This is a genomic window from Mycobacterium sp. ACS4054, from assembly GCF_001667275.1.
Taxonomy (GTDB): domain Bacteria; phylum Actinomycetota; class Actinomycetes; order Mycobacteriales; family Mycobacteriaceae; genus Mycobacterium.
In genome coordinates this window covers 46,075-66,561 of sequence record NZ_LZHV01000017.1, presented here as the reverse complement: position 1 = coordinate 66,561, position 20,487 = coordinate 46,075, and the positions used below count along the sequence as shown (strand labels likewise).

The 20,487-nt window shown below is 69.3% G+C and carries 17 protein-coding genes; 6 read left to right on the top strand and 11 right to left on the bottom strand.

The window, feature by feature from the left end; genetic code table 11:
* The gene (locus A5730_RS03480; protein ID WP_067895681.1) at nucleotides 1-624 is read right to left on the bottom strand and encodes an MBL fold metallo-hydrolase; all 624 of its coding nucleotides are present in this window, start codon (nucleotides 622-624) and stop codon (nucleotides 1-3) included.
* Complete coding sequence (locus A5730_RS03475; protein WP_067895678.1) at nucleotides 624-1,709, bottom strand: S-(hydroxymethyl)mycothiol dehydrogenase; 1,086 nt, start codon at nucleotides 1,707-1,709, stop codon at nucleotides 624-626. The genes A5730_RS03480 and A5730_RS03475 overlap by 1 nt, the downstream gene beginning before the upstream one ends.
* A gap of 89 nt (nucleotides 1,710-1,798) precedes the next feature.
* On the opposite strand from A5730_RS03475, the gene A5730_RS03470 reads away from it, so the two are divergent.
* The 3 genes from A5730_RS03470 (at nucleotide 1,799) to A5730_RS03460 (ending at nucleotide 4,287) form a co-directional block, all read left to right on the top strand.
* Nucleotides 1,799-2,815 (top strand): class I SAM-dependent methyltransferase, encoded by a 1,017-nt coding sequence (locus A5730_RS03470; protein WP_067895963.1) that lies wholly within the window; start codon nucleotides 1,799-1,801, stop codon nucleotides 2,813-2,815.
* Nucleotides 2,815-3,633 carry a serine hydrolase gene (locus A5730_RS03465; protein WP_067895677.1) on the top strand — a complete coding sequence of 273 codons (819 nt, stop codon included), beginning with the start codon at nucleotides 2,815-2,817 and terminating at the stop codon, nucleotides 3,631-3,633. The genes A5730_RS03470 and A5730_RS03465 overlap by 1 nt, the downstream gene beginning before the upstream one ends.
* A gap of 141 nt (nucleotides 3,634-3,774) precedes the next feature.
* Nucleotides 3,775-4,287, top strand: coding sequence for a DUF3145 domain-containing protein (locus A5730_RS03460; protein ID WP_067895676.1), 513 nt, complete (start codon nucleotides 3,775-3,777; stop codon nucleotides 4,285-4,287).
* Between the two features lie 3 nt (nucleotides 4,288-4,290).
* On the opposite strand, the gene A5730_RS03455 is transcribed toward A5730_RS03460, so the two are convergent.
* Together A5730_RS03455 and A5730_RS03450 are read right to left on the bottom strand one after the other, a co-directional pair.
* Nucleotides 4,291-5,193: a diacylglycerol kinase gene (locus tag A5730_RS03455; RefSeq protein WP_067895675.1), complete on the bottom strand. Its 903-nt coding sequence runs from the start codon at nucleotides 5,191-5,193 to the stop codon at nucleotides 4,291-4,293.
* Entirely contained in the window at nucleotides 5,190-6,770 is a 1,581-nt protein-coding gene (locus A5730_RS03450; protein WP_369829853.1) for an FAD-binding oxidoreductase, read from the bottom strand. Before A5730_RS03450 ends, A5730_RS03455 begins: the two co-directional genes overlap by 4 nt.
* 47 nt (nucleotides 6,771-6,817) lie before the next feature.
* Here A5730_RS03450 and A5730_RS03445 point away from each other — a divergent pair, with 47 nt between their 5' ends.
* The 3 genes from A5730_RS03445 to A5730_RS03435 are packed head-to-tail and all read left to right on the top strand — an operon-like array spanning nucleotide 6,818 to nucleotide 10,544.
* Nucleotides 6,818-7,393, top strand: coding sequence for a TetR/AcrR family transcriptional regulator (locus A5730_RS03445; protein ID WP_067895673.1), 576 nt, complete (start codon nucleotides 6,818-6,820; stop codon nucleotides 7,391-7,393).
* Nucleotides 7,390-8,934, top strand: coding sequence for a glycerol-3-phosphate dehydrogenase/oxidase (locus tag A5730_RS03440; protein WP_067895672.1), 1,545 nt, complete (start codon nucleotides 7,390-7,392; stop codon nucleotides 8,932-8,934). The genes A5730_RS03445 and A5730_RS03440 overlap by 4 nt, the downstream gene beginning before the upstream one ends.
* Nucleotides 8,935-8,987: 53 nt before the next feature.
* Nucleotides 8,988-10,544: an FAD-dependent monooxygenase gene (locus tag A5730_RS03435; protein ID WP_067895669.1), complete on the top strand. Its 1,557-nt coding sequence runs from the start codon at nucleotides 8,988-8,990 to the stop codon at nucleotides 10,542-10,544.
* Between the two features lie 21 nt (nucleotides 10,545-10,565).
* Here A5730_RS03435 and A5730_RS03430 read toward each other — a convergent pair whose 3' ends face one another.
* The 7 genes from A5730_RS03430 to aceE all read right to left on the bottom strand — a co-directional run bounded on the left by A5730_RS03430 (nucleotide 10,566) and on the right by aceE (nucleotide 20,359).
* Complete coding sequence (locus A5730_RS03430; RefSeq protein WP_067895667.1) at nucleotides 10,566-11,987, bottom strand: acyl-CoA carboxylase subunit beta; 1,422 nt, start codon at nucleotides 11,985-11,987, stop codon at nucleotides 10,566-10,568.
* A 46-nt stretch (nucleotides 11,988-12,033) separates the two neighbouring features.
* Nucleotides 12,034-13,287 (bottom strand): 3-oxoacyl-ACP synthase KasB, encoded by a 1,254-nt coding sequence (gene kasB, locus A5730_RS03425; protein ID WP_067895664.1) that lies wholly within the window; start codon nucleotides 13,285-13,287, stop codon nucleotides 12,034-12,036.
* An 83-nt stretch (nucleotides 13,288-13,370) separates the two neighbouring features.
* The gene (gene kasA, locus A5730_RS03420) at nucleotides 13,371-14,621 is read right to left on the bottom strand and encodes a 3-oxoacyl-ACP synthase KasA (RefSeq protein ID WP_067895661.1); all 1,251 of its coding nucleotides are present in this window, start codon (nucleotides 14,619-14,621) and stop codon (nucleotides 13,371-13,373) included.
* Complete coding sequence (gene acpM / locus A5730_RS03415; RefSeq protein ID WP_066949723.1) at nucleotides 14,618-14,962, bottom strand: meromycolate extension acyl carrier protein AcpM; 345 nt, start codon at nucleotides 14,960-14,962, stop codon at nucleotides 14,618-14,620. Before acpM ends, kasA begins: the two co-directional genes overlap by 4 nt.
* 81 nt (nucleotides 14,963-15,043) lie before the next feature.
* Nucleotides 15,044-15,952 (bottom strand): ACP S-malonyltransferase, encoded by a 909-nt coding sequence (locus tag A5730_RS03410; protein WP_067895658.1) that lies wholly within the window; start codon nucleotides 15,950-15,952, stop codon nucleotides 15,044-15,046.
* Nucleotides 15,953-16,092: 140 nt separating this feature from the next.
* The gene (locus A5730_RS03405) at nucleotides 16,093-17,418 is read right to left on the bottom strand and encodes a CdaR family transcriptional regulator (RefSeq protein WP_067895656.1); all 1,326 of its coding nucleotides are present in this window, start codon (nucleotides 17,416-17,418) and stop codon (nucleotides 16,093-16,095) included.
* Nucleotides 17,419-17,566: 148 nt separating this feature from the next.
* Nucleotides 17,567-20,359, bottom strand: coding sequence for a pyruvate dehydrogenase (acetyl-transferring), homodimeric type (gene aceE / locus A5730_RS03400; protein WP_067895653.1), 2,793 nt, complete (start codon nucleotides 20,357-20,359; stop codon nucleotides 17,567-17,569).
* Between the last annotated feature and the right edge of the window lie 128 nt (nucleotides 20,360-20,487).

The following is a 20,487-nucleotide window of genomic DNA, read 5'->3' as shown; positions in this document are numbered from 1 at the left end:
TCAGTGGCCGCGGGCCACCCACTCCTCGTAGTGGACGATCTCGTCGCCGATCGTGGTGCTGTCGCCGTGGCCGGTGTGCACGACCGTCTCGCCGGGCAGCTTGCCCAGGCGCTCGGAGATGGACTCCAGGATCGTGGGGAAATCCGAATACGAGCGGCCGGTCGCGCCCGGGCCGCCGGAGAACAGGGTGTCGCCGCTGAACACCACGCCCAGGTCGTGCGAATACCAGCACACCGATCCCGGGGAATGGCCCGGGGTGTGCAACGCCCGCAGCTCCGTCCCGCCCACGCTGATGGTTTCGCCGTCGGACACCGAACGAAAATCGCTGTCCGGGTGCGTCATTCGCCACAACACCTCGTCGGCCGGGTGCAGCAGCACCGGCGCGTCGAGCGTCTCGCCGAGCTCCGGCGCCACCGTCACGTGGTCGTTGTGGCCGTGGGTGCACACCACCGCGACCACGTGGCGACCGCCCACGGCCTCGACGATCGGCGCCGCGTCGTGCGCGGCGTCGAACACCACCACGTTGGAGTTGTCGCCGATCAGCCAGATGTTGTTGTCGACTTCCCAACTGCCGCCGTCGAGTTCGAAGGTGCCGTGCGTCACCACCCGGTCGATGGACACCATCAGAGCACCACCACCGACCGCAACACCGAGCCACCATGCATCTTGTGAAACGCCTCCTCGACGTCGTCTAGCCCGATTCGCTCGGAGACAAACTTCTCCAGGGGCAGCCGGCCCTGCAGATAGAGGTCGATCAGGGTGGGGAAGTCCCGTTCGGGCAGGCAATCGCCATACCAGGACGACTTCAGCGAGCCGCCGTGGCTGAAAAAGTCGATCAGCGGCATCTCGAGCTTCATGTCGGGCGTCGGAACCCCCACCAGCACAACCGTTCCCGCGAGGTCGCGGGCGTAGAAGGCCTGCTTCCAGGTTTCGGGCCGGCCGACGGCGTCGATGGCCACGTTGACCCCGAACCCGTCGGTGAGCGCCTGGATGGCCTCGACGACGTCGGCCTGGCGGGCATTGATGGTGTGGGTCGCGCCGAACTGGCGGGCCCAGTCCAGCTTGGTGTCGTCGGTGTCCACCGCGACGATGCGCCGGGCGCCCACCAGCGCGGCGCCGGCGATGGCGGCGTCGCCGACACCGCCGCAGCCGATCACCGCGACGGTGTCGTCACGGGTGACGGCGCCGGTGTTGATCGCCGCCCCGATCCCGGCCATCACCCCGCAGCCGAGCAGGCCCGCGACGGCCGGGTCGGCGGCGGGATCGACCTTCGTGCACTGGCCGGCGTGCACCAGCGTTTTGTCGGCGAACGCCCCGATGCCCAGCGCGGGCGTCAGTTCCGTGCCGTCGGTCAGCGTCATCTTCTGCGCGGCGTTGAAGGTGTCGAAACACAGGTGCGGGCGGCCGCGCTTGCAGGCGCGGCACTGCCCGCAGACCGCGCGCCAGTTCAGGATCACGAAGTCGCCCGGTTCGACGGCGGTCACCCCGGGGCCGACCGCCTCGACCCGGCCGGCGGCCTCGTGGCCGAGCAGGAAGGGGTACTCGTCGTTGATGCCGCCCTCGCGGTAGGTCAGGTCGGTATGGCACACGCCGCAGGCGATGATGTCGACCAGGGCCTCACCGGGACCCGGGTCGGGGACGACGATGTCGACCAATTCGACGGGCTCGCCCTTCTTTCGCGAAATCACGCCGCGCACTGTCTGACTCATGGCCACCAACCTACGGTGTAGCGTCCCAGGGCGTGACGGCAGCAAGCGAGACCGCCCCCGAAACTACCGAGGAATTCAGCGAACGGATCATGGCGGCCGTCGACGGCGCAAGCCTGACGCTGCTGCTGAGCATCGGGCACCAGACCGGCCTGCTCGAGACGATGGCCACGCTCCCGCCGGCCACCAGCGCCCGGATCGCCGAGGCGGCCGGCCTCGACGAGCGCTACGTGCGTGAGTGGCTGGCCGGCATGACCACCGGGCGCGTCGTCGACTACGACCCCGGCGCCGCCACCTACTCGCTGCCCGCACATCGGGCCGCGGTGCTGACCCGCGCGGCCGGGCCGGACAACCTGGCCCTGGTGGCCATGTTCATCCCGCTGCTCGCCGAGGTCGAGCAACAGATCGTCGGCTGCTTCCGCGACGGCGGCGGGGTGCACTACAGCGAATTCCCGCGCTTCCACGCGCTGATGGCCGAACAGAGCGCCGCCGTCTACGACAAGGCGCTCGTCGACACGGTGCTGCCACTGGTCGACGGGCTCGTCGACCGCCTGCGCGCGGGGGCCGACGTGGCGGACTTCGGCTGCGGCAGCGGCCACGCGATCAACGTGCTGGCGCGGGCATTCCCGGCCAGCCGGTTCACCGGCGTCGACTTCTCCGAGAAGGCCCTCGCCGTCGGCGCCCGCGAGGCGGCCGAGCTGGGGCTGGCGAACGCGGCCTTCGAGAGCCACGACCTCGCGCTGCTGGACAAGCGGGACGCGTACGACGTCATCACCGTTTTCGACGCCATCCATGACCAGGCGCAGCCGGCGCGGGTGCTTCAGAACATCCATCGCGCCCTGCGGCCCGGCGGCGTCCTGCTGATGGCCGACATCAAGGCGTCCAGCCGGCTCGAGGACAACGTCGGCGTGCCGCTGAGCACCAACCTGTACACCACGTCGCTGATGCACTGCATGACGGTGTCGCTGGCGCTGGACGGCGCCGGGCTGGGCGCGGCGTGGGGGACCCAGCTGGCCACCGCGATGCTGGCCGACGCCGGGTTCGGCGACGTGCGTGTGGCGGAGATCAAGTCGGACCCGGTCAACAACTACTACATCGCCCGGAAGTGATGGCGGCCCTCGACGCGCTGGAGGACTGGCCGGTCGAGGCCGCCGCCGCGGCGGTAATCGGTCCCGACGGCGTGCTGGCCAGCCACGGCGACACCGGCCGGGTGTTCGCGCTGGCGTCGGTGACCAAGCCGCTGGTGGCCCGGGCCGCGCACGTCGCGATCGAAGAGGGCGTCGTGGACCTGGACACGGCGGCGGGGCCGCCGGGCGCCACCATCCGGCACCTGCTGGCGCACGCGTCGGGCCTGGCCCTGGGCAACGATCACGTGCTGGCCGCCCCCGGCGCGCGGCGCATCTACTCCAATTACGGCTTCGCCGTGCTGGCCCAGGCGGTGCAGCGGGAATCCGGGATCGAATTCGGCCGCTACCTGGCCGAGGCGGTGTTCCAACCGCTGGGGATGACGTCGACCCGGCTGGAGGGCGGCGCGGACGCCGCCGGGTTCGGCGCCACGTCCACGGTCGCCGACCTGGGCAAATTCGCCGTCGACCTGCTGCGGCCTGCGACGCTCTCGGCGCAACTGCACGCCGAGGCCACCACGGTGCAATTTCCCGGCCTGGACGGCGTGCTGCCCGGCTACGGGGTCCAGCGGCCCAACGACTGGGGGCTGGGTTTCGAGATCAGGGACGCGAAGACGCCGCACTGGACCGGCGCGCGCAACTCGCCGCGAACCTACGGTCATTTCGGCCAGGCGGGAGGTTTCATCTGGGCGGATCCGGACCGTGACCTGGCGCTGGTGGCCCTCACCAACCGCGATTTCGGGGAGTGGGCGCTCGCGCCCTGGCCGGCCTTTTCCGACGCCGTGATAGCCGAATACGACTGAAGGAAAATGCACACTAGCGCAACATGGGCAACACAAGGCACAATAGACACGCACGACACACAAAATAGTTAGACATCCTGCTCGCCAGGTCCCGCCAGGTCGTTGGGGAAGACGTCCCTCGCGGAACCGAAGGAGCAGGAAATGCGTGCGTCGAATCAATTCGCCGACGTGACGACTGGCGTGGTGTACGTGCACGCCTCGCCGGCGGCGGTATGCCCGCATGTCGAGTGGGCGTTGTCATCGACCCTTGGGGCGAAGGCGAACCTCACCTGGACGCCACAGCCGGCCATGCCCGGTCAGCTGCGCGGCGTCACCAACTGGGTCGGGCCGGTGGGCACCGGCGCCCGGCTGGCAAACGCCCTGCGCTCCTGGTCCGTGCTGCGGTTCGAGGTCACCGAGGATCCCAGCCCCGGAGTCGACGGCCAGCGGTTCAGCCACACCCCGCAACTCGGCCTGTGGAGCGGGGCGATGAGCGCCAACGGCGACGTCATGGTCGGCGAGATGCGGCTGCGGGCGCTGATGGCGCAGGGCGCCGACACCCTGGCCGCCGAGCTGGACACCGTGCTGGGCACGGCGTGGGACGACGCCCTCGAGGCGTACCGCGACGGCGGCGAGGTCGGCGAGGTGACCTGGCTGAGCCGGGGCGTCGGCTAGGCGTCAGGCCCGGCGCAGGATACGCAGCGCGCCCGGAACCGCGGTGATCTCGGCGGGCAGCGCGCAGGCGAAGTCGCCGTCGGCGTAGACGTTGATGCCGGGGCACTCGACGTGGATAGATTGGGCCCGCGTCGTGCTCACCTCGTCGAGGTTGACGTGGGTGCCCTTCATCACGGTGGGGAACAGGCGAACGAGCTTGGTGCGCGACGCCTCGTGCACCATCGTGATGTCGAGCAGGCCGTCGGTGTGATCGGCGTGCGGGCAGATCAGCAGGCCCCCGCCGTAGCTGCGGGTGTTGCCGAAGGCCGCCAGCGTGATGTCGGCATCGAGTTCCCGCGTCCCGTCGAGCACCAAGCGGAAAGGCAACAGGCGCAGCTGCGATAGCTCGGCGAGCATCGCGAGGTAGTACCGCAACCGGCCGTGCGGCCAGCGCATCCGGTTGGCCCGGTCGGTCACCAGAGAGTCGAATCCGGTTGCCGCCACCGTGCCGAACCACTTGGTGGCCCCGTCGCCGTCGCGAATGCGCCCCAGGTCGATGGTTTCGGTAACGCCGTCCACGATGATGTCGGCCGCGGCTTCGGGATCCTTTGTCGGAAGCCCGAATTCGCGGGCGTGGTCGTTGCCGGTCCCCGCCGCCACGATGCCCAACGGGACGTCGGTGCCGGCGAGCACTTGCAGCGCGTTGGAGACGACGCCGTCGCCGCCGGTGACCATCACCGCGTCGGCGCCCTTCTCCAGCGCCGCGCTCACCAGGTACCGCGCGTCCTGCGCGTCGTCGCCGATGATCTCGACCACCTCGACACCGCGCTGGTGCAGCCGCGCGATCGCGAGCTGGGCCGCCCGGATTGCCGCGCCGTGCCCCGACACGGGATTGGTCAGCGCGATCACCTTGGCGATCTCAGTCATGGAATCAGCTTGCCGGGGTTGAGGATTCCGGCCGGGTCCAGGGTCGCCTTGACCGCCCGCAGGATTTGCACGCCCAGCTCGCCCACCTCGTCGCGCATCCAGGGCCGGTGGTCGGCACCGACCGCGTGGTGGTGGGTGATGGTTCCGCCGCTGGCCATGATGGCGTCGCACGCGGCCTTCTTGGCGGCCAACCATTGTTCGATCGGATTGCCGCGTTGCCCGGCGACGACGGTGAAGTACAACGACGCGCCGGTGGGGTAGACGTGCGAGATGTGGCACATCACCAGCGCCGGTGTGCCGGACTCGGCCAGCGCATCGGTAAGCGCTTGCTTCACAGCGGCTTTGAGCGCTGGAACGTTCGACCAGTCGGTGGCGGTCTCGAGTGTCTCGCAGAGCGCGCCCGCCGACAGCAGCGAGTCGCGCAGGTACGGCGCGCCGAACCGGCCGTGCTCCCAGGCCCGCGCCGGTGCCTCGCCCAGCGACGTCGCGCCGTGGGCGGCCAGCAGGGCGGCGGTTTCGGCGTGCCGGCTTTCGACGTGTTCCTTGGTGCCCTCGAACACGGTGATGGCCAGGCAGCCGCCGGTGATCTGGCTTTCGCCGATCGCGTCCGTGGTGGCCAGGTTGACCCCGGTCTCGGCCTCGTCGGAGAGCCGGATGACGGTGGGGCCGGTGCCCGTCTGGGTCACCGCGCGCAGGGCGGCGGCGCCGGTCTCGAAGTCGGGGAAGGACCACGCCTCGTAGCGCACGGTCTCGGGCGCTCGGTGCACCCGCAGCCGCACCTGGGTGATGACGCCGAAGGCGCCCTCCGAGCCGATCATCAGCTGACGCAGGTCGGGGCCGGCGGCGGATTCCGGCGCGCGACCCAGGTCGATGGTGCCCGCCGGGGTGACGACGCGCAGCCCGCGCACCATGTCGTTGAACCGGCCGTAGCCCGCCGAGTCCTGCCCGGACGAGCGGGTGGCGGCGAATCCGCCGATGGTCGCGTACTCGAAGCTCTGCGGGAAATGGCCGAGCGAAAAGCCTTGGGCGCCAAGCATGCGTTCCGCGTCGGGCCCGGTGACGCCGGCCTCGAACACGGCCTGGCCGGACACCTCGTCGAGGGAGATCAACCGGTCGAGGCGGCGCAGGTCGAGCGACACGACGGCGTTGAACGACCCGCGGATCGGATCCAGACCGCCGACCACGCTGGTGCCGCCGCCGAAGGGGACGACGGCGATGCGGTGTTCGGAGCAGTGGCGCAGGACCGCGGCGACGGCGTCGTCGTCACCGGGCAGCAGGATGGCGTCGGGCGCGTCCTGCACGCCCGGGTCCTTGCGGCGCAGCAGGTCGATCGTCGACTTCCCGCCCGCGTGCAGCAACCGGTCCCGGTCGTCGGTGCGGCAGTGCGCCGCGCCGACGATGCCGGCCAGCGCCTCGCGATCTTCATCCGACAGCGCCGACGGGCGTAGGCGCACCTGGTCCGCTTCGAGTTCGGCCCTGGGCGCATCGTCGATGCCGACCGCCTGTTTCAGCAGGCTGCGGATGCCGTCGGAGAGTGGCTTGGCGGCGGCGGGATCCCCCCACGCGTTCCATTTCATCGGGGGGAGGAGACCCTCGGGTTGCGTCATGCGTTACAGTATTACACATGCTGTCAATCAGTAACGCACGTCCCGGGGTGGACACCGGCGAGCGCATCCTCGCGGCGGCGGCCAGCTGTGTGGTCGATTACGGCGTCGAGCGGGTGACGCTGGCCGAGATCGCGCGGCGCGCCGGCGTCAGCAGGCCCACGGTCTACCGGCGCTGGCCGGACACCCAGTCGATAGTCGCGGCGCTGTTGACCCGCCACATCACCGAGGTGATGCGCGACGCCCCGCTGCTCGGTGACGACCGGGAATCGCTTGTGCGACAGATCGTTACGGTGGCCAACCTGCTGCGCCAGGACCGGCTCGTGATGTCGGTGCTGCACTCGGAGCTGGCGCCGATCTACATCACCGAACGGCTCGGCACCAGCCAGCACATGCTGATCGACGCCCTTGCCGCCCGGCTGCGGGTGGCCCAGCGCAGCGGCAGCGTCCGCGCGGGCGACCCGGTTCAGATGGCGACCATGGTGCTGCTGATCGCCCAGTCGACCATCCAGTCGGCCCAAATCGTCGAACCGCTCCTGGACGCCGACACGCTGGCCTCCGAACTCGCCTACTCGCTGAACGGATACCTGTCGTGATCGCCGATCCCACCGCGCTGAACGCCGCCCGCCGGGCCGCCGACCTCGCCGCGCTCGCCGACGGCGAGCCGCTGGACGTCGTGGTGATCGGCGGCGGCATCACCGGCGCCGGCATCGCCTTGGACGCCGCATCGCGGGGGCTGCGCGTGGCGCTGGTGGAAAAGCACGACCTGGCCTTCGGCACCAGCCGCTGGAGTTCCAAACTGGTCCACGGCGGCCTGCGCTACCTGGCGACCGGAAACGTGGGGATCGCCCGCCGCAGCGCGGTCGAACGCGGAATCCTGATGAGCCGCAACGCCCCTCACCTCGTTCGTGCGATGCCGCAGCTGGTCCCGCTACTGCCGTCCATGAGCCGGGGCAAGCGGGCGTTGGTGCGCGCCGGATTCCTGGCCGGCGACGCCTTGCGCATGCTCGCGGGCACGTCGTCGGCGACCCTGCCCCGCTCGCGCCGGATCGGGCCCGATCGCGTCGTGCGGATGGCGCCGACCGTTCGGCGCGACGGCCTGGACGGCGGATTGCTGGCCTACGACGGGCAGTTGATCGACGACGCCCGACTGGTCACCGCGGTCGCGCGCACCGCCGCGCAGCACGGCGCGCGGATCCTGACCTACGTGGCGGCCTCGCACGCCACCGGCACGTCGGTGCGGCTGACCGACCAGCGCACGGGTCAGGCGTTCGACGTTTCCGCCGGTGCGGTCATCAACGCGGCGGGGGTGTGGGCGGCCGAGATCGACGGCTTGCTGCGGCTGCGGCCCAGCCGCGGCACTCACCTGGTGTTCGATGCCGCCGCGTTCGGCAATCCCACTGCCGCGCTGACGATTCCGATACCCGGGGAGCTCAATCGGTTCGTGTTCGCCATGCCCGAGCAGTTGGGTCGGGTGTACCTGGGGCTGACCGATGAGGCCGCTCCCGGACCGATCCCGGACGTGCCCACGCCGTCGGCCGACGAGGTCACCTTCCTGCTGGACACCGTCAACACCGCGCTGGGCGTCGCGCTGGGCCCGTCCGACGTCGTCGGCGCCTACGCGGGACTGCGGCCGCTGATCGACACCGGCGAGGGCCGCACCGCCGACGTCTCGCGCGAACACGCGGTGGTGGAGTCGGCGTCCGGGGTCATCAGCGTGATCGGCGGCAAGCTGACCGAATACCGCTACATGGCCCAGGACGTGCTGGACCGCGCCGTCAGCCTGCGGCGCCTGCGGGCCGCGAAGTGCCGAACCCACGACCTACCGCTGATCGGGGCGTCCGCCAACCCGGGGACGCCCCCCGCCGGCCCGGCCGTCGAGCTGCCGGCGTCGCTGGTGCAGCGGTACGGGGCGGAGGCGGCCAAGGTCATCGCCAGCGCGACCTGCAAGCGCCCGACCGAGCCGATCGCCGAGGGCGTCGACGTCACGCGGGCGGAATTCGAGTACGCCATCACCCACGAGGGGGCGCTGGACGTCTCCGACCTCCTGGACCGACGGACCCGCATCGGGCTGGTGGAGTCCGACCGGGAGCGCGCGCTGGCGGTGGCCGAGGAGTTCGTGGGGCAGTTCGGCTGAGGCTCCAGCATTTCGATAGTCAATGTTTAATGACATGGACTATCATTTTTGGCATGACAACCACACGGGTGCCCGTCCTCATCGTCGGCGCCGGCGCCGGCGGCCTCGCGACCTCGGCATTGCTGGCCAAACACGGGGTCCGTTCGCTGGTGGTCGAGAAGCGGCGCGAGGTCTTCATCTATCCGAAGGCGCGCAACCTGAGCTTCCGCAGCCTGGAGATCCTGCGCGGCCTCGGCTTGGCCGACGAGGTCCATGCGATCGCCCACGGCGTTTCCGACATGCTGAGCAGGCCGACGCTCAACAGCGCCGAACAGCGTCAGGCGCTCGACGTCAACGCGATCTTCGCGCCGTTCAAGGATCTGAGCCCGGAGCCCGGCGGCCAGTACTGCCCGCAGAGCGCCTTCGAACCGATCCTGCTCACCCACATCCGCCGGCACGGTAGCGAGGCGCGCTACAACACGGAATTGGGCTCGTTCGACCAGGACGAAAGCGGCGTCACCGCGGTCATCCGCGATCGCGAGTCGGGCGGGACCGAGACGGTACGCGCCGACTATCTCGTCGCCGCCGACGGCGTGCACAGCCCGATCCGCGACGCGCTGGGAGTGAGCACCTCCGGCTACGGGGCACTGCCGATCTATGTCGTGTTCGTCTACTTCCGGGCGTCGTGGCGAAAATTCGCCCGCGACCTCGGTGCGGGTGACGGCATCCAAGTGAAAAACCCGGATGTGGAGGGCATCTTTCTGCCGGTGCGCGACGACTTCGGCATGTTCATCAACACTTACTTTCCCGCCCGCGGCGAATCCGCCGAACAGTTCACCGCGCAGCGGTGCCGCGAGATGCTGACGAAAGCGATCGGTGAGCCGATCGACGTGGAGATCATCGACGTCGCGCCGTGGCAGCCATACGAGCGGGTCGCCGACCAATTCCGCTGCGGCCGAGTGTTTCTCGTCGGCGATTCGGCCCACACCATGCCGCCGTTCAAGGCCGGCGGGGCCAACACCGCCATCCAGAGCGCGCACAACCTGGCCTGGAAGCTGGCTAGCGTCTTGAACGGGACCGCCGACCCGGCCTTGTTGCGCACCTACCATGCCGAGCGGCACGCGGTCGGGCGGTTCAACGCGCGCCAGTCGCTCACCGGGCCGTCGCTGGCTTTCCTGCGGTTGGACGACGACCGGCCGCTATTACCACCGGACGAAGAGGCGCCGATGTTCGCGCTGCTGATCGGCTACCAATACCGCTCGGCCGCGGTGATTTCCGACGATCCGGGTCCGCCGGATCCCGACGCCGTGTCGCTGGTCGAAGAATTGCGCGGGCAGCCCGGCACCCGCGTCCCGCACGTTTGGGTGCGCGACGGCGTTTCGACGCTCGACCTGGTGGGCCCGGGGTTCACCGTGCTCACCGGTGACGAACGCTGGTGTGCCGCCGCGGCTTCGGTGCCGGTGGCCGCGCACTGCATCGAAATCGACGAGTGGGCTGGGCTCACCGGGCTCGCCCCCACGGGCGCCCTGCTCGTTCGCCCCGACGATTTCGTCGGGTGGCGCTCCGACACGCTGCCCGCGGACCCCGAAGGCGCGCTGCGCCAAGCGGTTACGGAGATCCTCGGCCGCTAGGTCTGCTCCCCAGAGGGTGACCTACAGCGGGATGTTCTTGTGGCGCCCGCGGCGTGCCGGCGCCTGGGCCAGCGCCTCGGTGAGTTTGCTGCGGGTGTGCGACGGGTCGATCTTCTCGTCCACCACGCCGATCTCGATGGCGCTGTCCACGCCACCGGCGATCTTCTCGTGCTCGGCGGCCAGCTCGTCGTGCAGCGCTTCGCGCTCGTGATCCGCGGCGGCGGCCAGCTTCTTCTTGTGCAGGATGCCGACAGCGGCCTTGGCGCCCATCACCGCGACCTCGGCGTCCGGCCAGGCGTACACCTTGGTCGCGTTCAGCGACCGGGAGTTCATCGCAATGTAGGCCCCGCCGTAGGTCTTTCGGGTGACCAGCGTGACGCGGGGGACCGTGCACTCGCCGAACGCGTGCAGCAGCTTCGCGCCGCGGCGCACCACGCCGCCCCACTCCTGGTCGACCCCGGGCAGGTAGCCCGGCACGTCGACGACCACGATCAGCGGGATGCCGAACGCGTCGCACAACCGCACGAAACGCGCGGCCTTCTCGGCGCTTTCGGAGTTCAGGCAGCCGCCCAGGCGCAACGGGTTGTTCGCCAGGACGCCCACCGTGCGGCCGGACAGCCGGCCCAGGCCGATCACCATCGACGGCGCCCAGTTGGCCTGGAACTCGTCGAAGGGGGTCTCGTCGTCGAGGATCGCGGTCACGATCGGACGCACGTCGTAGGCCCGCCGGGACGACTCGGGCAGCAGCGCGTGGATGTCGGTGTCACCGGCCTCGGCCTTGGTGCGGTCGAAATGCCCCTGCTGGCAGAACAATCCGACCAGCCGGCGGCCCCGCTCGTAGGCGTCGAGCTCGTCGTCGGCGACGATGTGGCACACGCCGGACTTCTTGTGGTGGGTCTCCGGGCCGCCGAGCGACGCCATGTCGACGTCCTCGCCGGTGACGCTGCGCACCACGTCGGGCCCGGTGACGAACACCCGGCTCTCCGGCGCCATCACGATGACGTCGGTCAGCGCCGGGCCGTAGGCTGCGCCGCCCGCGGCGAAGCCGACGACCACCGAGATCTGCGGGACATACCCGGACGCGCGGATCATCGCTTCGAAGACCGTGCCGACCGCGTGCAGCGCCTTCACACCCTCGGCCAGGCGGGCCCCGCCGGAGTGCCAGATGCCGACGATCGGGCTCTGCTCCTCGATGGCGGTGTCGTAGGCGTTCACGATGTGCGCGCAGCCCTCGACGCCCATGGCGCCGCCCATCACGGTTCCGTCGGTGCAGAAGGCGATGGTGCGCACGCCGTTGACGGTGCCCGACGCAGAAAGCACACCCGAGCGGTCACGCTCGTGCAGCAGCGCGACGCTGCCCTCGTCGAAGAAGTTGCTCAGACGCAGCAACGGGTCCCTGGGGTCGAGCGATTCGCCGACCGACGCGGGGGCCATGATTGTCATCGCAGGTCTCCTGTTCTCCGGTGTGCTTGCTGGTGGGGCGGCGATGTCAGTACCGCCCGAAGGCGATCGCGACGTTGTGCCCGCCGAAGCCGAACGAGTTGTTGACGGCGTATTCGTAGTTGCCCGGCCGCGGCTTCCCCGCCACCACGTCCAGATCGACCTCAGGGTCGAGGTTTTCGAGATTCAGCGTCGGCGGAACAACCTGGTCCCGCAGGGCGAGCACCGTCAGGATCGACTCGACCGCACCCACCGCGCCGACCGAGTGACCGAGAGCGGACTTGGGCGCATAGACCGCCGGCTTGTGGCTGCCCAGGGCGTTGTTGATGGCCTTGGCCTCGGCCACGTCGCCGACCTGGGTACCGGTGGCGTGGGCGTTGACGTGGTCGATATCGCTCGGAGTGAGGTCCGCGAGCTGGATCGCCCGCGAGATCGCATGGCCGGCGCGTACGCCATCGGGATCCGGCGCCACCATGTGGAAGCCGTCCGAGGTGATGCTGGCCCCCATAACCCGAGCCAGGATGTTGGCGCCACGGGCCTTCGCATGTTCCTCGGTCTCGATCACCATCAGCGCGCCCGCCTCACCGAAGACGAATCCGTTGCGGTCCCTGTCGAAAGGGCGGCAGGCGCCGGCCGGGTCGTCGTTGGTCGTGGACAACACGATCCGCATGGCGGCGAACGCCGCGATCGGCACTGCCTCGATCTTGGTCTCCACGCCACCGCAGATCGCGATGTCGGCCTCGCCGAACACGATGTGCCGCCAGGCCTGGGCGATACCCTCGGCGCCCGACGCGCACGCCGATACCGGGGCGCACACCCCGGCCTTGGCATGCCGCTCAAGGCCGACCGTTGCGGCCGCCCCGTTGGGCATGTACTTCTGCACGCCCAGCGGGTTGAACGCCTTGGTACCGCGCTCGCGCAGTGAGTCATAGCCCCAGATGAGCTCCTCGGTCGAGCCCATCCCGGTGCCGATGCACACCATCAACCGGTTGGTGTCCACCTCGGGCGACCCGGCGTTCTCCCATACCCGCCGGCCCAGCACGGTGGACATCTTTTGCAGATATGACAGCCGACGCAACTCGATGCGCGTCAAGTGGCTGTCGAACTCCTCGACGAGATGCCCGCCGATCCGGACCGGCAGGTCGAACTCCTCAATGAACGGGTCTTCCAAGGTGCGGATTCCACTTTGGCCGTCAAGCAACAGCTTCCAGGTGTTCTCCGCGTCGGGTGCTACCGCAGTCGTCATGGCGACGCCCGTGACGACCACGTTCGGGAGCGCTTTCCCGGTAACCAGCTCTGTCATTGGTCTTGCCAACGTTCCTTCCAAAATCTGTCCGGCGTCTTTTCGGGCCGTCGGCGGCCCCGCATCGTCACCGGACGCCGTGCTCAGTACCGCCCGAACGCGAGCGCCACGTTGTGGCCACCAAAGCCGAACGAGTTGTTGATCGCGTAACGGAAATCGCCGTAGCGAGGTTCGCCCGCGACCACATCAAGCTCGATCTCGGGATCGGGGGTTTCGTAGTTCAGTGTTGGCGGTATCACGCCGTCCCGAAGGCTCAATACCGTGAGGACAGATTCCAGCGCGCCGACCGCGCCGATGGAGTGGCCCAGAGCCGACTTCGGTGCGTACACCGCCGCCTGCTCACAGCCGGCGACCCGGATGGCGTTGGCCTCGGCCGTGTCGCCGATCGGTGTCGCTGTGCCGTGGGCGTTGACGTGGTCAATGTCCTTGGGGGACAAGCCAGCCAACTCGAGTGACCGTTGCATTGCCCGGCCGGCGCGCACGCCGTCCGCTGCCGGGGCCACCATGTGGAAGGCGTCCGAGGTGATGCCCGCGCCCATCAACCGGGCCAGCGGCTTGGCGCCGCGAGCCTTGGCGTGCTCCTCGGTCTCGATGATCATCAGGGCCCCGGCCTCGCCAAACACGAAGCCGTCGCGGTCCTTGTCGAACGGCCGCGAGGCGCGTTCGGGCTCATCGTTGCGAGTGGACATGGCCCGCATCATCGAGAACGCCGCGATCGGCAGCGCCTCGATGGGACCCTCGACACCGCCGCAGACGGCGAAGTCGGCGTCACCCATTGCGATCTGGCGCCACGCGTGCGCGATCGCCTCCGAGCCAGACGAGCAGGCCGACACCGGGGTGATGACCCCGGCGCGGGCGCCCAGCTGCAGGCCCACCACCGCGGCGGCGCCGTTGGGCATGATCATCTGGACGGCGAGCGGCGACACCTTGCGGGGCCCGCCCTCGTTCATCAGGTCGTAGCTCTCCACGATCCTCTCGGCGCCACCGAGCCCGGTGCCGACCACGACCGAGAACCGGTCGGGGTCGACCTCCGGGCTGCCGGCGGACTCCCACAGCTGAGTGCTGAGCAGCTTGGCCAACCGTTGGACGTAGGACATACGCCGCAAGTCGAGCCTGCTCATGTGCTCGTCGATGGGCTCCTTGAGGTGACCGCCGATCTGCACGGGCAGGTCCCACTTCGTGACGAACTCGTCTTCGAGGACGCGGATGCCGCTTTCGCCGGCCAACAAGCCCTTCCACGTGCTCTCGATGTCCGGCGCGATCGATGTCGTCGCCGTGACGGCGGTCACCACAACGCTGGGGTAACCGCCATTAGCAGTGGAAGGCTTGCTCACTTGTCCGCTTCCAGCCGGGCCTTGACGTTGGCAACAGCGTCGGGGTTCTCCGACTCCAGCTTGGCGCGCAGCGCTGCGGCGGCCTCGGGGTCTTCTTCCTCGAGCTTCTGGATGTAGGCGACGACGTCACCAACGGTCCGCAGACCGGCGAGGTCCTCGTCCGGGATCTTCACGCCGTACTTGTCCTCGGTCTGCACAGCGATCTCAACCATCGACAGCGAGTCGATGTCCAGGTCGTCGACGAACGACTTCTCCGGGGTGACCTCGGACGGCTCGATACCGGTGACCTCTTCGATGATCTCCGCGATACCGGCAATGATTTCTTCTTGAGTGACGGCCACAGCCTCTTCCCTTCGTAATGTGTTTGTTGATCGAACAGAAACGTTCTTTAGAGCGGTATGTGGTTGTACTGGATGCGGCTTTTAGAGTTCGGCCAGTGCGTCCAGGTCTGCGGGTGCCTTGACGGCGCGGGTCGTGACCCCCCGAAGTTCGCGTTTGGCGATGCCGGTGAGAGTGCCCGCGGGCGGGAACTCCACGGCCGCCGTGATCTCCCGGTCACGCATCGTTGCCGTGCACAGGTCCCAGCGGACCGGCTGGGTCAGCTGGGCGACCAGCGCCTCCATCGCCGCCGCCGCCGAGGCGGCGGGCTGGCCGTCGCGGTTCGACAGCAGCGTGGCGGTGGGCTCGGCGGTCTCGACCGCGGCCGCCGCGGCAGCGTAGCGGTCCAGGGCCGGAGCCATGTACTTGGTGTGAAACGCCCCGGCCACGCCCAGGGCGCGCACCCGCGCCTTGGCCGGCGGGTCCTCGGCCAGCTTCTCCAGCGCCGTCAGCGGGCCGGCGGCGACGATCTGGCCGGCGGCGTTGCGGTTGGCGGGGAACAGGTCGAGCTGCTCGAGGCGGGCCAGCACCTCGGCCTCGTCGCCGCCGAGCACCGCGGACATGCCGGTCGGCTCGATGGCGCAGGCCTTGGCCATTTCGGCGCCGCGGGTGGCGGCCAGCGCGACGGCGTCGTCGGCGGCCATCACACCGGCGATCGCGTAGGCCGCGATCTCGCCCACGGAGTGGCCGGCGACGATCAGGTCCGCGTCGGCCAGCAGGCCGCGCTTGGTGAGCTCCTGGTGGGCCAGCAGGGTGGCCGCGACGACCAGGGGCTGCGTGACCGCGGTGTCGGTGATCTCTTCGGTCGACGCGGTGGTGCCCAGCCGGACCAGGTCGAGGCCGCTGGCCTTCGACCACAGGTCGAGCTGGTCTGCGGCACCGGGCAGGTCGAGCCACGGCGACAGCATCCCCTCGGTCTGCGAACCCTGTCCGGGCGCAAGCAATGCAATCACGTGTTTAAGAGAACACTGTGGAAACGGTTTTGGCGGGTGTAACAGATTATGAACCTCGTCTTAGGTTTTTGTGCACTCCCAACAAAATAGCTCCGTAAGCTACATGTTCGATACCGTGCCGCGATCTGTTGCCTGGATCACTATCGCTCGGATTGGCCCGCAATAGCGGCCCTGACCGGCAGCGGAACCGGGGGCATAGCGTTGGTGCCGACGCTAGCGGGAGCGGTGGGGTAGTTGAGCTGCCCGACGGTGGCCGCCACTCGCAGCACGTACGCGTCGCGGGGCTGCGTGGGATCGCGTCCGGTGAAATCGGTGATCCGCTTGAGCCGGTAGCGCACCGTATTTGGATGAACGAACAACTTTCTGGCACAGGCCTCAATCGCGCCGCCGCAATCTAAGTAAGCGTCCAGGGTTTCGATGAGCGTGGGCCCGGCGTCGGCCATCGGCCCCATCACATCGGTATGCAGCGCCACGATCGCCGAGGCGTCCCCCATCAGGGCGCGTTCGGGCAGGAGTTCCCGCGCCTGGACCGGCCGCGGCGCCCCGCGCCAGCCGCCGACGGCGTTCATGCCGGAGATCGCCTCGCTCGCACTGTGGTAGGCCGCGGTCAGCATGGGCGCCGTCGGCCCAATGACCACCGGGCCGTCGGAGAAGGCGTCCAGCAGCTCGCCGAGGAATTTGTCAGTAGGTGACAGTTGGCCGGACACGATAGCGACCAGCCAGGTGCCGTGCACGTCCGTCAGGGCGGCGCGGCCGTGGCGCGCGGCGATGTCGCGGACGTGCTGACTGGCCCGCTGGTCGTCGCCCGGGCCGGTCGACCCGTCGGGGCCGGGCGCGGGGACCCCGACCACGACGGTCGCGGGGGCGGTGGTGTCCCAGTTCAGCGCCGCGGCGCGGGACAACAGCTCGGGACCGGTGTCGCCGCGGACGACCGCGTCGACGACGCTGGCCTCCATGCGGCTGTCCCAGGTGCCGCGCGCCTCGGCGGCGTTCGCATAGGCCGAGGCGGAGGTGAACGCCAGGTCGCGGCTGTACTTCAGGACGCCCACGGTCAGCGCGGTCAGCTGCTCCTCGGAGCGGGCCACCAGCGGCAGCACCTCTTCGAAGAACTCCATCGTGACGCGGACCATGTCCACGCTGTGTCGCAGCGCGATCCGGCGCGCCAGGTCCTGAGGCACCAGCTCGAACGCCTGCGCGGTGTAGCTGACGTCGCTGTGTGGGTCCTGCATCCACTCGACGAAGTTGTTGATCGCCGTCTGCACCACCAAGGCCACACTGGCCCGCTGCGACGCCTCCAGGTCGGCGAAGAACGGCAACCGATCGCCCATGACCGACACCGCCTCGGTGGCCAGCCGGCCGGAGTGCTGCTTCAACCGGCGCAGGACGGAGTCCGGGACCGTGTCCAGCAGTTCGAGCGGCGAGCGCGGCTGCTTCGCGAACGGGCCGGCGAACGGATTGTCATTCACAGCTAAAACCTACGCCATTTTTTAGATACAACCACCAAAGGGGCGGGGGTGGCGCGCCTTGCGGCAGGTCGAGTGTGCGGCTGGCCGCACACTCGGCGCCCACTGTGCGGCTGGCCGCACACTCGCGGGAAGCGCGGTGCGCCCGGCGTCAGGTCGCCTCGCCCGCCTCGCCGCTCTGCCCGGGAGCGGCCTGGACGTCGTCGATCTTGTACTGCCGGGCCGCCGCGACCGGCACCGACGGGTCGATCTCGCCGTCGCGGGCCAGCGCCTCCAGCACGGCGACCACCTGCGACTCGGCGTCGGTGTTGAAGTAGCGCCGCGCGGCGGGCCGGGTGTCGGAGAAGCCGAACCCGTCGGTGCCCAGGGTGACGAACGTGCCGGGCACCCACGGCCGGATCTGCTCGGGCACCGCGCGCATCCAGTCCGACACCGCGACGACCGGCCCGCTGGCGTTCGCCAGCGCCTGGGTCACGTAGGCGGTCCCGGCCAGGCGGTCGGGGTGCCGCAACCGCGCCTTCTCGACGGCCAGGCCGTCGCGGTTCAGCTCGCCCCAGCTGGTCACCGACCACACGTCGGCCGCCACGTCCCACTCGGCGGCCAGCATCTCGGCCGCCTGCAGCGCCGATGGCATCGCCACGCCGGACGCCAGCAGCTGCGCGGTGTTGGCGCGCTGCTCGGTGGCGGGGCGGTAACGGTAGATGCCCCGCAGCACGCCCTCGGGATCGAAGTTCTCCGGCTCCGGCGGCTGCACGTACGGCTCGTTGTAGACGGTGATGTAGAAGTACACGTCCTCCGGGTTGTCCCCGAACATCCGGGCGAGCCCGCTCTCGACGATGTAGGCGATCTCGTAGGCGAAGGCCGGGTCGTAGGCGACCACCGCCGGGTTGGTGCTGGCCAGCAGCAGCGAGTGGCCGTCGGCGTGCTGCAGGCCCTCGCCGGTCAGGGTGGTGCGCCCCGCGGTCGCCCCGAGCAGGAAGCCGCGGGTCATCTGGTCCGCGGCGGCCCACAAGCCGTCGCCGGTGCGCTGGAAGCCGAACATCGAATAGAAGATGTAGATCGGGATCATGGGCTCGTTGTGCGTCGCGTACGACGTGCCGGCCGCGATGAACGACCCCACCGACCCGGCCTCGTTGATGCCCTCGTGCAGGATCTGCCCGACTTCGCTTTCCTTATAGGCCAGCATCAGTTCGGCGTCGACGGCGGTGTACAGCTGGCCGAGGCGGTTGTAGATCTTCAGCGACGGGAACCACGAGTCCATGCCGAACGTGCGTGCCTCGTCGGGAATGATCGGGACAATGCGCGGCCCAATTTCCTTGTCCCGCAACACTTCCTTGAAGGTACGCACGGTCGCCATGGTGGTGGCGACCTCCTGGGTGCCCGACCCCTTCTTCAGCGCGGCGTAGATGTCGCGGGCGGGCAGCTTGAGCGCCTTGGCCTTGGTGCGGCGTTCGGGCAGGAAGCCGCCGAGCGTGCGCCGACGGTCGAGCATGTAGCGGATCTCCGGGGCGTCCGGCCCGGGGTGGTAGTAGGGCGGCAGGTAGGGATTCTCGTCCAGCTGGGCGTCGCTGACCGGGATCCGCATGGAGTCGCGGAAGCGCTTAAGGTCTTCCAGCGCAAGCTTTTTCATCTGATGGGTGGCGTTGCGGCCCTGGAAGTGCGCGCCCAGCGAGTAGCCCTTGATGGTCTTGGCCAGGATCACGGTCGGCTGGCCCTTGTGGTCGATGGCGGCGCGGTAGGCGGCGTACACCTTGCGGTAGTCGTGGCCGCCGCGCTTGAGGTTCCAGATCTCGGCGTCGGTCATGTTCTCGACGAGCGCCTTGGTGCGCGGGTCGCGGCCGAAGAAATGGTCGCGCACGTAGGCGCCGTCGTTGGCCTTGTACGTCTGGTAGTCGCCGTCGGGGGTGGTGTTCATCAGGTTCACCAGCGCGCCGTCGCGGTCGGCGTGCAGCAGGGCGTCCCACTCGCGGCCCCAGACCACCTTGATGACGTTCCAGCCGGCGCCGCGGAAGAACGACTCCAGCTCCTGGATGATCTTGCCGTTGCCGCGTACCGGGCCGTCGAGGCGCTGCAGGTTGCAGTTGATCACGAAGGTCAGGTTGTCCAGGCCCTCGAGCGCCCCGACGTGCGCCAGCCCGCGGCTCTCCGGCTCGTCCATCTCGCCGTCACCCAGGAAGCACCACACATGCTGATCGGAGGTGTCCTTGATGCCGCGGTCGTGCAGGTAGTGGTTGAACCGCGCCTGGTAGATGGCGTTGAGCGGGCCCAGGCCCATCGACACGGTGGGAAATTCCCAGAAGTCCGGCATCAGCCGGGGGTGCGGGTAGGACGGCAACCCGCCGCCGGCGTGGCTGTGTTCCTGGCGGAAGCCGTCGAGCCGGTCCTCGCTGAGCCGGCCTTCGAGGAACGCGCGCGCATAGATGCCCGGGGACGCGTGGCCCTGGATGAAGACCTGGTCGCCGCCGCCGGGATGCGATTTGCCGCGGAAGAAGTGGTTGAAGCCGACCTCGTACAGCGCCGCCGACGACGCGTACGTCGAAATGTGGCCGCCCACGCCGACTCCCGGCCGCTGGGCGCGGTGCACCATGATGGCGGCGTTCCACCGGATCCACGCCCGGAAGCGCCGTTCGACGTCCTCGTCGCCGGGGAACCACGGTTCCAGTTCGGTCGGGATCGTGTTGACGTAATCGGTTGACGTGAGCGAGGGGATGGCGACGCGCTGTTCCCCGGCCCGTTCCAGCAGCCGCAGCATCAGGTAGCGCGCCCGCGCCGGGCCGGAGCGCTCGAGCAGTTCGTCGAAGGACTCCAGCCACTCCGACGTCTCTTCGGGGTCGATGTCGGGCAGGTACGACGCGACGCCTTCGCGGATCACCCGAACGCGGTCGGGTTCGCTTGCGCTGCTAGGGGTTTTGGCCAGATCGTGGCGCGCGAACTCGGTTGTCAACGCACTGCTCCTGTAGTTGTCGGGGCTTGTGCCCTCGGGGTGCTGCGCACCGTATCCCCCTATCGTGCCGCACCAGCGTTTCGCAGGGCTAGCCGACGCCTGGTAGCCGGCGCGGGTTCACGCGGCGG